The sequence below is a fragment of the Pseudomonas sp. JL2 genome (genome assembly GCF_031570495.1).
GTDB classification, from domain to species: domain Bacteria; phylum Pseudomonadota; class Gammaproteobacteria; order Pseudomonadales; family Pseudomonadaceae; genus Aquipseudomonas; species Aquipseudomonas rhizophila.
Genome location: NZ_JAKUDH010000021.1, coordinates 38028 through 53977, shown reverse-complemented (window position 1 = coordinate 53977; position 15950 = coordinate 38028). Strand labels below are relative to the sequence as shown.

The 15950-nt window shown below is 60.8% G+C and carries 13 protein-coding genes; 6 read left to right on the top strand and 7 right to left on the bottom strand.

The features are described from left to right. On the bottom strand, positions 1-999 hold the full coding sequence (locus MKS85_RS22630) for a D-cysteine desulfhydrase (RefSeq protein ID WP_188251755.1): 999 nt from the start codon (positions 997-999) through the stop codon (positions 1-3). Between the two features lie 490 nt (positions 1000-1489). On the opposite strand from MKS85_RS22630, the gene betT reads away from it, so the two are divergent. Next, on the top strand, positions 1490-3451 hold the full coding sequence (gene betT / locus MKS85_RS22625; RefSeq protein ID WP_171061300.1) for a choline transporter BetT: 1962 nt from the start codon (positions 1490-1492) through the stop codon (positions 3449-3451). Positions 3452-3463: 12 nt separating this feature from the next. Here the strand turns inward: betT and MKS85_RS22620 are convergent, their stop codons facing one another. After that, complete coding sequence (locus MKS85_RS22620; RefSeq protein WP_188251756.1) at positions 3464-4204, bottom strand: SDR family oxidoreductase; 741 nt, start codon at positions 4202-4204, stop codon at positions 3464-3466. 272 nt (positions 4205-4476) lie between these two features. On the opposite strand from MKS85_RS22620, the gene mgrA reads away from it, so the two are divergent. Continuing rightward, positions 4477-5514, top strand: coding sequence for an L-glyceraldehyde 3-phosphate reductase (gene mgrA / locus MKS85_RS22615; protein WP_047226838.1), 1038 nt, complete (start codon positions 4477-4479; stop codon positions 5512-5514). 108 nt (positions 5515-5622) lie between these two features. On the opposite strand, the gene gshA is transcribed toward mgrA, so the two are convergent. The 3 genes from gshA to MKS85_RS22600 form a co-directional block, all read right to left on the bottom strand. After that, positions 5623-7206, bottom strand: coding sequence for a glutamate--cysteine ligase (gene gshA, locus MKS85_RS22610; protein WP_188251757.1), 1584 nt, complete (start codon positions 7204-7206; stop codon positions 5623-5625). 272 nt (positions 7207-7478) lie between these two features. Beyond that, positions 7479-7862 (bottom strand): PaaI family thioesterase, encoded by a 384-nt coding sequence (locus MKS85_RS22605; protein WP_047226840.1) that lies wholly within the window; start codon positions 7860-7862, stop codon positions 7479-7481. Beyond that, entirely contained in the window at positions 7862-10186 is a 2325-nt protein-coding gene (locus MKS85_RS22600) for a Tex family protein (RefSeq protein ID WP_107323092.1), read from the bottom strand. The genes MKS85_RS22605 and MKS85_RS22600 overlap by 1 nt, the downstream gene beginning before the upstream one ends. 355 nt (positions 10187-10541) lie before the next feature. Between MKS85_RS22600 and ompR the strand changes: the two genes are divergently transcribed. Beyond that, on the top strand, positions 10542-11282 hold the full coding sequence (ompR, locus tag MKS85_RS22595) for a two-component system response regulator OmpR (RefSeq protein WP_025211284.1): 741 nt from the start codon (positions 10542-10544) through the stop codon (positions 11280-11282). Positions 11283-11395: 113 nt separating this feature from the next. Then, entirely contained in the window at positions 11396-12709 is a 1314-nt protein-coding gene (locus tag MKS85_RS22590) for an ATP-binding protein (protein WP_047226842.1), read from the top strand. A gap of 122 nt (positions 12710-12831) precedes the next feature. Here MKS85_RS22590 and rimK read toward each other — a convergent pair whose 3' ends face one another. Continuing rightward, a complete protein-coding gene (gene rimK / locus MKS85_RS22585; protein ID WP_047226843.1) occupies positions 12832-13737 on the bottom strand; it encodes a 30S ribosomal protein S6--L-glutamate ligase in 906 nt (301 codons plus the stop codon). Next, positions 13734-14198, bottom strand: coding sequence for an ATP-dependent zinc protease (locus tag MKS85_RS22580; protein ID WP_171061301.1), 465 nt, complete (start codon positions 14196-14198; stop codon positions 13734-13736). Before MKS85_RS22580 ends, rimK begins: the two co-directional genes overlap by 4 nt. Before the next feature lie 251 nt (positions 14199-14449). Between MKS85_RS22580 and MKS85_RS22575 the strand changes: the two genes are divergently transcribed. After that, positions 14450-14854, top strand: a complete 405-nt coding sequence (locus tag MKS85_RS22575; RefSeq protein ID WP_047226844.1) for an RNA-binding S4 domain-containing protein — start codon at positions 14450-14452, stop codon at positions 14852-14854. Between the two features lie 149 nt (positions 14855-15003). Continuing rightward, positions 15004-15906, top strand: a complete 903-nt coding sequence (gene hslO / locus MKS85_RS22570) for an Hsp33 family molecular chaperone HslO (protein ID WP_076383277.1) — start codon at positions 15004-15006, stop codon at positions 15904-15906. The last annotated feature ends 44 nt before the right edge of the window (positions 15907-15950 follow it).

Here is a 15950-nt window from a genome sequence, read left to right as displayed (position 1 = left end):
CTACGCCTGGAACGCCGCGTTATACGCAAACAACGCCGGTGCGCCGCCGGTATGCAGGAAGATGATCGGGCCCTCGTCGAAGCGGTCGCGACCCACCCCATCGAGCAGGCCGGCCATCGCCTTGCCGGTGTAGACCGGGTCCAGCAACAGGCCCTCCAGGCCAGCCAGCAATTTGACTGCCGCCAACGTACCGGCATTGGGTTCGCCGTAGCGGGGGGCGAAGTATTCGTCCCACAGGTTCACCTTGAAGGCCGCTGGAAGCGATACATCGAGCAACTGGGCGGTGCGTTCGGCCAAGCCCTGGACCTTGGGGCGCTGGTCTTCTTCGCTGCGAGACACCGTTATGCCAATCACGGGAAGTTGCCCCAGCGTTTCACTGAGCGCCAGCGTCAGGCCGCTGTGCGTCCCGGCGCTGCCCGAAGCCAGCACCACGGCAGCGAAATTCAGGCCGGTGTCCTTGATTTGCTCGGCCAGCTCAAGCCCGGCGCGTACATACCCAAGCGCACCCAGAGCGTTTGAACCGCCAATCGGTACCAGATAGGGCTTCTTCCCATTGCTGCGCAGGCGTGCGGCGAGGGCTTGCAACTGCTCGTCGGCGTTATCCAGGTTTTCTACCAATTCGACCTTGGCGTCGAACAGCTCCAGCAGCAGCCGGTTGCCGTTGCTCAGGTAGTTGCTGTCTTCGGTGCCGATGGGGTTTTCCAGCAGGGCCACACAGCCCAGGCCCAGCTTCGCCGCCAGCGCGGCAGTCTGGCGCACATGGTTGGACTGGATCGCACCGGCGGTGATAAGGGTGTCGGCACCTTGAGCCAGGGCGTCGGCGGCCAGGTATTCGAGCTTGCGCAGTTTATTGCCGCCCAGCGCCAGCGGCGTCAGGTCATCGCGCTTGATATAGATATCGCGACCGAGCCAGGAGGAAAGACGGTCGAGTTTTTCCAGGGGGGTTGGATGGCCGAGCAGGTCGAGACGGTTAAAGCGCGCCAGCTGTTGTTTGATCATGGGGTCGTACTGGTTGCAGGAAATCCATGGACTATAGGCACGCCGATATTGATGGGCAACCGCCAATCGTTTGCCGGGGCGTAAATGGGGACGCATGAGAGGTGAGCACCGAAAACCTGTGGGAGCGAGCCTGCTCGCGATGGCGGTGGTTCAGTGGGTACATCCATTCGCTGACACACCGCGATCGCGAGCAGGCTCGCTCCCACAGGGGCTGTGTTATGTCTGTTGAACACTGAACGAATGCTCTCCAGGCAACGTCATACCCTCCCGTAGGCTAGCGTAGGAAACATGCCATCCAGCCGTGCGATTAGTCCTTAGCTACCTATTCATGTTTAACTTGAACGTTCATTCAAGTTAAACCGTCGGTTTGCTGCCCGCTCACAACAGGAGGCTTGCCTTTGCCGAGTCCGTTTTCGACTTTCACGATTCCGCTTTGCGGGGTACATCGCTCATGAGTGCCTCGTCCCTTCCACCCAGCGGCCTGGTCCGCATGAATCCGCCGGTTTTTTACTTTGCCGCGACCTTCATTCTGCTGTTCGGCCTGGTGGTCATCGCCGTGCCGGAGCAGGCGGGTGCCTGGCTGCTGGCGGCGCAGAACTGGGCGGCCAATACGGTCGGCTGGTATTACATGTTGGCGATGACCCTGTATCTGGTCTTCGTGGTGGTCACCGCCTTGTCCGGCTACGGCAAGATCAAGCTCGGTGCCGACCACGACGAGCCCGAATTCAGTTACCTGTCCTGGGCTGGCATGCTGTTCGCTGCCGGTATCAGCATCACGCTGTTTTTTTTCTGTGTCTCCGAACCGCTGACCCATCTGGTTCAGCCACCGCAAGGCGAGGCCGGTACCGCAGATGCCGCGCGCCAGGCCATGCAGATCCTGTTTCTGCACTGGGGCCTGCACGGCTGGGGCGTGTTTGCTTTCGTCGGCATGGCCCTGGCGTACTTTGCCTACCGGCACAATTTGCCGCTGGCCCTGCGTTCAGCGCTGTACCCGCTGATCGGTAAACGTATTAACGGTCCCATCGGCTACGCGGTGGATGGCTTCGGCATCATCGCGACCGTGTTCGGCCTCGGCGCGGACATGGGGTTTGGGGTGCTGCATCTCAATTCCGGGCTCGATTACCTGTTCGGCATCGCCCATACCCAGTGGATTCAGGTCGGCCTGATCGTGCTGATGATGGGCGCGGCAATCATTGTGGCGGTGGCCGGTGTCGATAAAGGCGTGCGGGTCATGTCCGACATCAACATGCTGCTGGCCTGCGCATTGCTGCTGTTCGTGCTGTTTGCCGGACCTACCCAGCATTTGCTCAACACGTTGATCCAGAACATCGGCGATTATCTCGGCGCCCTGCCGATGAAGAGTTTTGACGTGTATGCCTACGACGAGCCCAGCGACTGGCTGGGCGGCTGGACGGTGTTCTACTGGGCCTGGTGGATTGCGTGGTCGCCGTTCGTGGGGTTGTTCATTGCGCGCATTTCCCGTGGGCGCACCATCCGTGAGTTCGTGTTTGGCGTGCTGCTGATTCCCCTTGGCTTCACCCTGGCGTGGATGTCGATCTTCGGTAACAGTGCCATTGACCAAGTGCTGAACCACGGCATGAGTGCCCTGGGTATGTCCGCCCTGGAAAACCCGTCGATGAGCCTTTATTTGCTGCTGGAAACCTATCCATGGAGCAAGACCGTCATCGCGGTCACCGTGTTTATCAGTTTTGTGTTCTTCGTCACGTCAGCCGACTCCGGCACCGTGGTGCTTTCGACGTTGTCGGCCAAGGGCGGCAACCCCGATGAAGACGGGCCCAAATGGCTGCGGGTGTTCTGGGGAGCGATGACTGCCCTGGTGACCAGCGCATTGCTGTTCTCCGGCAGTATCGATGCCTTGAAGTCGGCAGTGGTGCTGACGTCCTTGCCGTTCTCGCTGATTCTGCTGCTGATGATGTGGGGCCTGCACAAGGCGTTTTACCTCGAGTCCCAGAAGCAGATTGCGCAGTTGCATTCGCTGGCGCCGGTGTCGGCTTCTCGACGGGGTACGGGCGGCTGGCGACAGCGCTTGAGTCAGGCGGTGCATTTCCCGTCCCGCGATGAGGTGTACCGTTTTCTGGACACCACGGTGCGCCCGGCCATCGAAGAGGTGAAGGCGGTGTTCGCCGAGAAAGGTCTGACAGTGGTGACCCAGCCAGACCCGGCCAACGACAGCGTCAGCCTGGAGATCGGCCACGGCGAGCAGCATCCGTTCATCTACCAGGTGCAGATGCGCGGCTACTTCACGCCGTCCTTCGCCCGCGGCGGCATGGGCTCCAAGGAACTCAACAACCGCCGTTACTACCGCGCCGAAGTGCACCTGAGCGAAGGCAGCCAGGACTACGATCTGGTGGGTTATACCAAGGAGCAGGTTATCAACGACATCCTCGACCAATACGAGCGGCACATGCAGTTCCTGCATCTGGTGCGCTGATCGGGCGAAACCTCAGACCAGGCCGCCGTTGGCTCGCAGAATTTGCCCGTTCACCCAGCCGGCGGCCGGGCTGACCAGGAAGGATATGATGCTGGCGATGTCCTCCGGCTGGCCGAGGCGTTCCAGGGGCGGCATTTTGGCGAAGTTCTGGATCTGTTCTTCGCTCTTGCCATGCAGGAACAGTTCGGTAGCAACCGGGCCGGGCGCCACGGCGTTGACCGTGATCTGGCGGCCGCGCAGTTCCTTGGCGAACACCTGCGTCAGTGACTCGACGGCGGCCTTGCTGGCGATGTACACCGAATAACCGGGCAGGTTCAGGCCAACGGTGCTGCTGGAAAAATTCACGATCCGGCCACCGTCGTTCAAACGGGTTGCGGCTTCGCGCAGGGTGTTGAAGGTGCCGCGGGTGTTGATGGCGAACGTCTGGTCGAACAACTCGTCACTGTGCTGGGCCAAGGGCATCACTTGCAGGGTACCCGCGTTATTGATCAGCACATCCACCTTGCCCAGTTGCGCTTCGGTTTCATCGAACATCCGCCGGACGTCGACGGCAGAGGACACATCTGCCTTGATCGCTATGGCTTGGTGACCGGCCTGGCGCAATTGCACCACCAGCTTCGACGCTTCGGCGGCGCTGTTGGCGTAGTTAATGGCGACGGCAAAGCCATCGAGGGCCAATTGCTTGGCGATTTCGGCACCGATGCCGCGGGAAGCGCCGGTTACGATGGCAACTTTGGCGGTTGGAGAGGGCATAGGAGGGCTCCTTTTGAAGTGGATGACGCCAGATTCACATGTTTACCCTCAGCGATAAATGCCCGACGGCTGCCTTGACTGTTCAGTAATTACAAACAATACCCGCGCTGCATGACGCCTCGTTGATTGGCCGATGCGTGGCCAATCTGCGGCAGATCACCTGCGCCGGCAGCCAGCCCCCACACCTGATATGCGAACTTTCGGCCTGACGAATGCGTCTGTGAGGTGTTAGCTTGCCCCTTGTACCAGCCACCCGAACAGAGAGCCTTTCGATGACCTACACCGCTGCCGAAAACCGCTACGAGTCCATTCCTTACCGCCGTGTCGGTCGCAGCGGGCTGGTGCTGCCGGCGCTGTCGTTGGGGTTGTGGCACAACTTCGGCGACAGCACGCCGATCGACACGCAGCGTTCGCTGCTGCGTACGGCGTTTGATCTGGGTATCAATCACTTCGACCTGGCCAACAACTACGGCCCGCCCTACGGCAGCGCCGAGATCAATTTTGGTCGGTTGCTGCGCGAAGACTTCAAGCAGTATCGCGATGAGTTGATCATCTCCAGCAAGGCCGGTTGGGACATGTGGCCGGGTCCTTACGGCCAGGGTGGCGGTTCGCGCAAGTACGTGTTGGCCAGCCTGGACCAGAGCCTGCAACGCCTGGGCCTGGACTATGTGGATATCTTCTATTCCCACCGCTTCGACCCCGACACCCCGCTGGAAGAAACCGCCAGCGCGCTGGCCACGGCCGTGCAGCAGGGCAAGGCGTTGTACATTGGCATCTCTTCGTATTCCGGGGTGAAGACCCGGGAAATGGCTGCGCTACTCAAAGAGTGGAAGGTCCCACTGCTGATCCATCAACCGGCCTACAACCTGCTCAATCGCTGGGTGGAAAAGGATCTGTTGGACGCCACCGATGAACTGGGCACGGGTGTGATTGCCTTTACGCCGTTGGCCCAGGGCCTGCTGACCGACAAGTACCTCAAAGGCATTCCGGCCGATGCGCGGGTCAATCGCCCGGGTGGTGGTTCGTTGCAGGCTTCGCACCTGTCGCAGGAGAACATCGCCCATGTGCGCGCCCTCAATGAAATTGCCCAGCGTCGCGGGCAAAGCCTGGCGCAAATGGCCCTGGCCTGGACCCTGCGCGACGCACGGGTAACCTCTGCGCTGATCGGCGCCAGTCGGCCGGAGCAGATTATCGAGAACGTCGGGGCGTTGAAGAACCTGAGTTTTAGCGCTGAAGAACTGGCGCAGATCGACCGGTTTGCCCAGGAGGGCGGGATCAATCTGTGGGAGAAGCCTTCGTCGGCGGAGTAGTTACTTTAGCCAATCAGCCGATTCGCCAGAAATGGCCGGCTGTACACAAAACCCTGTGGGAGGGAGATTGCTCCCTCCCACAGGTGTTCGCTCGTCGGCGAGGTGTGCCTAGTTACTGATCGCCAGGATGCTCGCTTGGTACGCCCCGACAAACACATCGAAATCCCCCACTTCGTTCTGCTCAAGCTCGGCTTGCTGAGCCAGGGATTGACGAGCGTTTTCTTCGAATGCGCTCTGTTCCTGGGCAGGCAACGGCTCGGCGCGGAAGAATTCGGCGTGGGCCTTGCTCTGGCGCAGGGAGAACTGGGCGAAACTTTCCTGGTGTTCTGCCATGGCCGCCAGCACTTGGGCGGAGGGGGTCAGTGACGGGTCCCGCACCTTCGCCAATTGCGCGTCCAGTGCCTGGCGGTGGGCGTCGCCCCCCTGGCTCTCGTCGAGCAGCGAGGCCAATGGCGCGATCTTCTCCAGAAGCTCGATAGCCCAGGCTTGCATGTCCACCGATTGCCCTTGGCGTTGCAATTGCAAACCTGGCCGACGGCCTTCCTTGACCACGGTCAGGAAGTTGTTCGTCGCATTGCTGCATTCGTTGTTTTCCAGGAGCGGACTGTCGTTCAGACCGCAATACAGCAGGAACGCATCGAGGAAGCGCGATTCGGTGAGGTCGATGCCCATCGGCAGGAAGGGGTTGATGTCCAGGCAACGGACTTCGACGTACTGGATGCCTCGAGCCATCAACGCCTGGATCGGGCGCTCGCCGGTATAGGTCACGCGTTTTGGGCGGATGTTGGAGTAGTACTCGTTTTCGATCTGCAAAATATTGGTGTTGAGCTGCACCCACTCACCATTCTTATGCGTGCCGACTTCGACGTAGGGCGCGTACGGTGTCGCCACCGCCTTGCGCAGGCTGTCGGTATAGCTTGCCAGGTCGTTGTAGCAGGGGGTCAGGCCGGCCTGGGCGTTGCTTTGGTAACCCAGGTCGCTCATGCGCAGGCTGGTGGCGTACGGCAGGTACAAGGTGTCCGGATCCAATTGTTCCAACTGGTGCGCACGGCCGCGCAGAAAGCCGGCATCCAGAGCCGGAGAGGCACCGAACAGGTACATCAGCAACCAGCTGTAGCGACGGAAATTACGGATCAGCGCGATGTAGGCCGATGACTGGAAATCACGATCGCTCGCTTCAACGGCTTCGGCCTGACGCAGCAGCGGCCAGAGTTTTTCCGGCAGGGAAAAGTTGTAGTGGATCCCGGCGATGCATTGCATGGTCTTGCCATAGCGCAGGGCCAGACCCTGGCGGTAGACATACTTGAGCCGACCGATGTTCGAGGTGCCGTAATACGCGATCGGGATGTCTTCCTCCGCCGGCAGCGGGCACGGCATCGAAGGGCTCCACAGGTACTCGTTGCCGAGCTTGCTGTAGGCAAACCGGTGGATCTTGTCGAGGCTGTGCAAGGTATCGGCCACGTCAGCCTGGGCCGGGGTGATGAACTCCAGCAGCGACTCGGAATAGTCGGTGGTGATCTGCTCGTTGGTCAACGCCGAGCCCAGGGCCTCGGGGTGCGGGGTCTGCGCCAGATGCCCTGTGTCCGTGACGCGCAGGCATTCACGTTCGATGCCGTGCAGGCACTGCTCGAGCAGGGAGAGGTTGGCGCGCTCGCCGAGCAGAGCCAGGCGGCGGTTTAAAAGGTCGCTCAAGTTGAATTCCTTCACGCGTCAGTCGCCCCAATATGGGGGTGGTCACGACGGTCTACAAGGGTGAAGTTAAAACTGGCGTTTTCGCCTGGTTTTTGTGTGGCCAAAGACAATTCGTCGCGGCCCCTCTGTGGGAGCGAGCCTGCTCGCGATAGCGGTATGTCGGTCAACTTTACATTGACTGGTCCACCGCTATCGCGAGCAGGCTCGCTCCCACAGGGGATATCGATGCCGCATTCGCAGCGCCGAAATTAACCCAAATCGATGACAGGGAGCTATAGGACTGCGAACGTGCCTTGTGCTTTTGCGACCAGTTTGTCGCCTTGCATCACCTCGGCCTCAACCACCAGCGTGCGCCGACCCGGGTGGATGACCCGGGCCGTGCAGAGCACCTCACCGTCGGAGACGGCGCGAATGTAGTTGATCTTGCATTCGATGGTCGCGCTCTGCTGGTCAAAGCCGTGGACACTGGAACAAGCCAGGCCCATGGCGATGTCCACCAGGCTGAACAGCGCGCCGCCGTGCAGCTTGCCGCCACGGTTGCGCAGCGGTGGCTCAAGGCTCAGGGCGACTTGCGCCACCCCGTCCCCCAGGCTGTGCAGACGGCAGCCGAGCAGCTTGAAAAACGCGCTTTCCACCAACCCGGCTGGCGCGTCCATCAGCGTTTCTTCAACTGCTTGGCGTTGGCGAACAGCGAGGCCATGGCGTTGTTCGCCGGGGCCGCAGTGGCGGTTTCCTTGCGCGGCGCGGTGTTCTGCGACTGGCGCGGTGTCGAGCCCGGACGAGCGCCGCGGGCACCGTCGACTTTCTCGCCCGGTGTGTCACTCATGCGCATCGACAGACCGACGCGTTTGCGCGGGATGTCGACTTCCATGACTTTCACTTTCACCACATCACCGGCCTTCACCGCTTCGCGCGGATCTTTGATGAATTTCTCCGACAGCGCGGAGATGTGCACCAGACCATCCTGATGCACGCCGATGTCGACGAAGGCCCCGAAGTTGGTGACGTTGGTCACCACGCCTTCGAGGATCATGCCCGGCTGCAGGTCCTTGAGGTCTTCGACGCCGTCCTGGAACTCGGCGGTCTTGAACTCGGGGCGTGGGTCGCGGCCGGGTTTCTCCAATTCCTGAAGAATGTCGGTCACGGTGGGCAGGCCGAAGGTTTCGTCGGTGAATTTTTTCGGGTCCAGGCGCTTGAGAAACGCGGCGTCACCGATCAGCGAACGGATGTCGCGGTCGGTCTGGGCGGCGATGCGTTGCACCAGCGGATAGGCCTCAGGGTGGACAGCCGACGAATCCAGCGGGTTGTCGCCGTTCATGACGCGCAGGAAGCCGGCGGCCTGTTCGAAGGTTTTTTCACCCAGGCGCGGGACTTTTTTCAATGCGGCGCGGGTCTTGAACGCACCGTGTTCGTCGCGGTGGGTGACGATGTTCTGCGCCAGCGTGGCGTTGAGGCCGGAGATGCGCGCCAGCAGCGCTACCGAAGCGGTGTTCACGTCCACGCCCACGGCGTTCACGCAATCCTCCACGACGGCGTCCAGGCCCCGGGCCAGTTTCAACTGGGAAACGTCGTGCTGGTACTGGCCGACACCGATGGATTTCGGATCGATCTTCACCAGTTCCGCCAGCGGGTCCTGCAGGCGACGGGCGATGGACACCGCCCCGCGAATCGACACGTCCAGGTCCGGGAACTCCTTGGAGGCCAGTTCCGACGCCGAATAAACCGAAGCGCCGGCCTCGGAAACCATGACCTTGGTCATCTTCATGGTCGGGTATTTCTTGATCAGTTCGGCGGCCAGTTTGTCGGTCTCCCGGCTGGCGGTGCCGTTGCCGATGGCGATCAGGTCCACCGAATGCTTGGCGCATAGCGCGGCGAGCACGGCGAGGGTCTGGTCCCACTTGTTATGCGGCACATGGGGGTAGACCGTGGCATGGTCCAGCAGCTTGCCGGTGGAGTCCACCACGGCCACTTTGCAACCGGTACGCAGGCCCGGGTCCAGGCCCAGGGTGGCGCGCGGCCCGGCCGGTGCGGCCAGCAGCAGGTCGTGCAGGTTGTGAGCGAAGACGTTGATCGCTTCTGTCTCAGCGTTGTCGCGCAGCTCGCCCAGCAGATCGGTTTCCAGGTGGGTGTAGAGCTTGACCTTCCAGGTCCAGCGCACCACTTCGGCCAGCCATTTGTCGGCGGCGCGGTTCTGGTTCTGGATGCCGAACTGCTGGCCGATCATGCCTTCGCACGGGTGCATGGTGCCGGGCAACTCATCGCCCACCTTCAGCGCGGAGCTGAGAATGCCTTCGTTGCGGCCGCGGAAAATTGCCAGGGCGCGGTGGGACGGCATGCTCTTGAGCGGTTCGTCGTGTTCGAAGTAGTCGCGGAACTTGGCGCCTTCTTCTTCCTTGCCGGCGATCACGCGGGCGCTGAGGGTGGCTTCCTGCTTGAGGTAATTGCGCAGTTTTTCCAGCAGGTTGGCGTCTTCGGCGAAGCGTTCCATAAGGATGTACTTGGCGCCTTCCAGCGCGGCTTTCACGTCCGCCACACCTTTTTCGGCATCGACGAAACGCGCGGCTTCGGTTTCCGGGGACAGGGTCGGGTCGTTGAACAGGCCGTCGGCCAGCTCGCCGAGGCCTGCCTCCAGGGCGATCTGGCCCTTGGTACGGCGTTTTTGCTTGTAGGGCAGGTACAGGTCTTCGAGACGGGTCTTGGTGTCGGCCAGCTTGATGTCACGCTCAAGTTGCGGGGTCAGCTTGCCCTGTTCCTGAATGCTGGCCAGGATGCTGACGCGCCGCTCGTCGAGTTCTCGCAAGTAGCGCAGGCGCTCTTCCAGATGACGCAATTGGGTGTCATCGAGGCTGCCGGTCACTTCTTTGCGGTAACGGGCGATAAAGGGCACCGTGGAGCCCTCATCCAGTAGCGCGACGGCCGCTTCGACCTGTTGTGGGCGTACGCCGAGTTCCTCGGCGATGCGGCTGTTGATGCTGTCCATAAAACCACCTGAAAAATTGTGAAATCAGACTCGCCACCGCAGAAACCGGGCTCGGCGAGACTGGTTGAGCGGCCTGGCGTGCGCCGCTGCCTGGGTCAAGAGGCTGCCTGTTGACCCGCGAAATTCAGAAAGTGCTGCCTGGCAAGGGAAAAAACGATGGGTCGGGATCACGATCCGACATTCCCTGGCACAAAAGGCCGCGCATTATAACCAGCGTTGCGTTCTTAGGGGGCGTCGTGGTCTGTAGGCTCGATACCCGGATGACTGGAGATAGAGGAAAAATCTGCTAACAATGCACACGGTGCGTATAACGGCAGCTAGGCCATAATGCGCGCCGAGATCAAAGGAGCTTCCTATGAGCAGCACTGCACAAACTGCTGAAGGCGAAAAAATTCTTATTGTTGACGACGATCCGGGGCTGAGCAGCCTGCTGGAGCGCTTTTTCGTCAGCAAGGGCTACCGTGCCCGCACCGTACCGAACACCGAGCAAATGGATCGGCTGCTGGCCCGTGAGGTCTTCAACCTGGTGGTCCTCGACCTGATGCTGCCAGGTGAAGACGGTTTGACAGCCTGCCGTCGCCTGCGTGGCGCGAACAACCAGATCCCGATCATCATGCTCACGGCCAAGGGCGATGAGCTGAGCCGTATCAAGGGTCTGGAACTGGGCGCTGACGATTACCTGGCCAAGCCGTTCAACCCGGACGAGCTGATGGCCCGGGTCAAGGCGGTGTTGCGTCGTCAGTCGGCCCCGGTGCCTGGCGCCCCGGGCAGCGAAGATGAAAGCGTGACCTTCGGCGACTATGAACTGTCCCTGGCCACTCGCGAGCTCAAGCGCGGCGATGAAATACACATGCTCACCACCGGTGAGTTCGCCGTGCTCAAGGCCCTGGTGATGAACGCCCGTCAGCCGCTGACCCGCGACAAGCTGATGAACCTGGCCCGTGGCCGTGAATGGGATGCGCTGGAGCGATCCATCGACGTGCAGATTTCCCGTCTGCGCCGGATGATCGAGCCTGATCCTTCCAAGCCGCGATATATCCAGACTGTCTGGGGCGTGGGTTATGTATTCGTGCCGGATGGCGCCGCCAGCAAGTGATCGGTGATTTGTAGGAGCGGGTGGCCTGGCGGGTTGAATTTCTTCCTGCAGGCGACTCGCGGTCCGTTATTGTGCGAGCATCGCTCGCTCCTGCAAGTGTGTAGCGGCTATTCATGAAAACCCCCGTTTGGTTCCCCCAGAGCTTCTTCTCCCGCACCCTCTGGCTGGTGCTGATTGTCGTGCTCTTTTCCAAGGCACTGACGCTCGTCTACTTGCTGATGAACGAAGATGTGCTGGTGGACCGGCAGTACAGCCACGGCGTTGCCTTGACCCTTCGAGCCTATTGGGCCGCCGACGAAGCCAACCGGGAGAAGATCGCCGAAGCGGCGACCCTGATCCGGGTGGTTGGCGCTGGCGTGCCGGAAGGCGAACAACACTGGCCTTACAGCGAGATCTATCAACGGCAGATGCAGGACGAACTCGGCGCCGATACCGAAGTGCGCTTGCGTATGCACTCGCCTCCGGCGCTGTGGGTCCGTGCGCCGAGCCTGGGGGATGGCTGGTTGAAGGTACCGTTGTACCCCCACCCGTTGCGCGGCCAGAAAATCTGGAACGTGCTTGGCTGGTTCCTGGCCATCGGCCTGTTGTCGACCGCTTCGGCGTGGATCTTCGTCAGCCAGCTCAATCAGCCGCTCAAGCGTCTGGTCTACGCGGCCCGACAATTGGGCCAGGGCCGTAGCGTGCGATTGCCCATCAGCGACACTCCCAGTGAAATGACCGAGGTGTACCGCGCTTTCAACCAGATGGCCGAGGACGTCGAGCAGGCCGGACGCGAGCGTGAACTGATGCTTGCGGGCGTCTCCCACGACCTGCGCACACCGTTGACCCGTTTACGGCTGTCGCTGGAGTTGATGGGCGAGCACACCGACCTGACCGATGAAATGGTCCGCGATATCGAAGACATGGACGCGATTCTCGATCAGTTCCTGGCGTTCATTCGCGACGGTCGGGACGAGTCCGTGGAAGAAGTCGATCTCAGCGAGCTGGTACGGGAAGTGGCCGCGCCCTATAACCAGAACTGCGAAAAAGTGCACCTGCGCCTGGAGCCGATCCAGCCGTTCCCGCTGCGCCGGGTGTCGATGAAGCGATTGCTGAACAACCTGATCGGCAATGCCTTGAATCACGCCGGCACGGGCGTCGAAGTGGCGGCTTATGTTTCCGGTGATACCAGCGCACCTTATGTGGTGCTCAGCGTCATGGACCGTGGTGCCGGGATCGATCCGTCGGAACTGGAAGCCATTTTCAACCCCTTCACCCGGGGCGACCGTGCCCGGGGCGGAAAAGGCACGGGATTGGGCCTGGCCATTGTCAAGCGCATCGCTTCGATGCACGGCGGCAATGTCGAATTGCGCAACCGCGCCGGTGGTGGTCTGGAAGCGCGGGTGAGGTTGCCGTTGGGGCTGTTGTTGCCTAGGGATGCAGTATAGGGATACACCCGTTTGCTCAAGAACTGATGTGGGAGCGAGCCTGCTCGCGATAGCAGTGGATCAGCAGCATTGATGTTGACTGACACGCCGCCATCGCGAGCAGGCTCGCTCCCACCTATGAGTTAACCCTTACCCTTGGTCCGGGTCATGTTCGGCCCGCCATTCTTTTCCAGATGCTCGATGATGATCCCCGCCACGTTCTTGCTCGTGGTGGTTTCGATCCCTTCCAGGCCCGGCGAGGAGTTGACCTCCATCACCAGCGGCCCGTGATTGGAACGCAGGATGTCTACACCCGCCACGGCCAGGCCCATGACTTTAGCGGCGCGCAGGGCAGTCATGCGCTCTTGCGGCGTGATCTTGATCAGGCTCGCGCTACCGCCGCGATGCAGGTTGGAGCGAAATTCCCCGGGTTTGGCCTGGCGCTTCATCGAAGCGATCACCTTGTCGCCGACCACGAAGCAGCGAATGTCCGCGCCGCCGGCTTCCTTGATGTATTCCTGGACCATGATGTTCTGCTTCAGGCCCATGAACGCTTCGATCACCGACTCGGCGGCCGTCGCGGTTTCACACAGCACTACGCCGATACCCTGGGTGCCTTCCAGCACCTTGATGACCAGTGGCGCGCCGTTGACCATGGCAATCAGGTCGGGAATGTCGTCGGGAGAGTGGGCAAAACCGGTCACCGGCAAGCCGATCCCACGGCGCGACAACAATTGCAGCGAGCGCAACTTGTCCCGGGAGCGGGCGATGGCCACGGACTCGTTGAGGGGAAATACTCCCATCATTTCGAACTGGCGCAACACGGCGCAACCATAGAACGTTACCGACGCACCGATGCGCGGGATCACCGCATCGAACCCTTCCAGCGGCTTGCCACGGTAGTGGATCTGCGGCTTGTGGCTGGCAATGTTCATGTAGGCGCGCAGGGTATCGATCACCACCATTTCATGGCCACGTTCGGTCCCGGCTTCAACCAGGCGACGAGTGGAATACAGACGCGGATTACGCGACAGCACAGCGATCTTCATGCAACACCTGTGGCAGAGGTAGTGGACACCGGGAACACCGGCTTGTCTTGAACGTATTTGATGCCCGGATTGACCACCAACTGGCCGTCGATCAAGGCTTTGGAACCCAATAACAGGCGATATCGCATGGACTTGCGGCAGGCAAGCGTGAACTCGACTCGCCAGATCCGATCCCCCAGTGCCAGCGTCGTGCTGATCACGTAGCGAACCTGGGCGTGGCCGTTGGAGCTTTTTATCGTTTTGCGCGCCACCAATGGGGCTTCGCAGCGACGATGGCGCAACTGCACCACCGTTCCCAGATGCGCGGTGAAGCGCACCCATTTTTCACCGTCGCGCTCGAACGGCTCGATGTCGGTGGCGTGCAGGCTGGAGGTGCTGGCGCCGGTGTCGATTTTTGCCCGCAGGCCCGCGACACCCAGATCCGGGAGCGCCACCCACTCGCGTAGACCGACAACGGTCAGATGGTCAAAAGTCTTCAATAAAAAAACCTGCGATCAGTACATCGGATCGTGGAGCCCGCGAATCGCGGTATTCACGCAGAATAATCACAAAATGGCGACAGTTATCTACACACCTGTTTCCGCTCGTAACCGATACCGGCCCGCATCGTGCCGCAAGTCAGTTCGGCCGACATTCTATCTGTCGGACCGAATTCGTGCGCTCGACAAAAACGGTAGTACAGTTCTGACTATTGGCTGAAAGAGGAATTGCAGTGGCACAAAAAAAGGAAGAAGACGACAAGGTCCGTCTCGATAAATGGTTGTGGGCAGCGCGATTCTATAAAACCCGCGCCCTGGCCAAGACCGCCATCGAAAGCGGCAAGGTCCATCACCGGGGCGAACGTTGCAAGCCGGGCAAGGAGCCTCGCATCGGCGACGAATATGTCATTCGCACCGGGTTCGACGAAAAAACCGTGGTTGTCCAAGCCCTGTCGATCGTGCGCCGCGGCGCGCCGGAAGCGCAGGCGCTGTATCGCGAGACCGAAGCCAGTATCGCCCGGCGCGAAACCGCAGCCGCCCAGCGCAAGGCCGGCGCCTTGGGGGTCAGCACCGATGGCAAGCCCAGCAAGAAGCAGCGTCGGGATCTGTTCAAGTTTCATGGCAGCAATAGCGAATAAAAGATCGGCAATTTAAGGCCGCAGTGCCTGTGGCTCGGATGCGCAGTCAGCCCCATCCCGTCCGACAAACCCTGGCCTTGCTTGGAACCCACCCGGAATGTCCATAAAATGCCCGTCATCCTTTGTCATCACCTCAGATACCAGACCCTATGACTGATTTGCCGGATACCGACTACACCCAACGCTTCATCTTCGATGACAGCGACACTCGTGGCGAACTGGTGGCGTTGGAGCGTAGCTACGCCGAAGTTCTTGCCAAGCATCCCTATCCGGAACCGGTCGCCCAACTGCTCGGTGAACTGATGGCGGCTGCGGCGCTGCTGGTCGGCACCTTGAAATTCGATGGCTTGCTGATTCTCCAGGCCCGTTCCGAAGGCCCGGTGCCATTGTTGATGATCGAATGCTCCAGCGAACGCGAGATCCGTGGCCTGGCCCGTTATCACGCCGAGCAGATCGCCCCCGACGCGACCCTGGCCGACATGATGCCCGATGGCGTGCTGGCGCTGACGGTCGATCCAACCCACGGCAAGCGCTACCAGGGTATTGTCGATCTCGATGGCACGTCTCTGGCTGAATGCTTCACCAACTACTTCGTCATGTCGCAACAGACCAACACTCGCTTCTGGCTCTATGCCGACGGGCGGCGTGCCCGTGGTTTGCTGCTGCAGCAGTTGCCCGCCGATCGCCTTCGCGACCAGCAAGAACGTGACGCCAGCTGGCAGCACATCACCGCTCTGGCCAGCACCCTGAGCGCCGATGAGCTACTGAGCCTGGACAACGAAACCGTGTTGCATCGTCTCTACCATCAAGAGCAGGTCCGCCTGTTCGACGTTCAGCCGTTGCGCTTCCAATGCAGTTGCTCTCGTGAACGTTCCGGCAATGCGCTGGTCAGTCTGGGTCTGGAAGATGCGCAGCAATTGGTGATCGAGCATGGTGGTGCCATCGAGATCGATTGCCAGTTTTGCAACGAGCGCTACCTGTTCGACGCTGCGGACATCGCCCAATTGTTCGCCGGTGCGGGTGTCGACACACCGTCAGATACTCGTCACTAAAACGGTTCAGCGCAGGTAAATCTCCTGGCAAACGCCGGATTTAC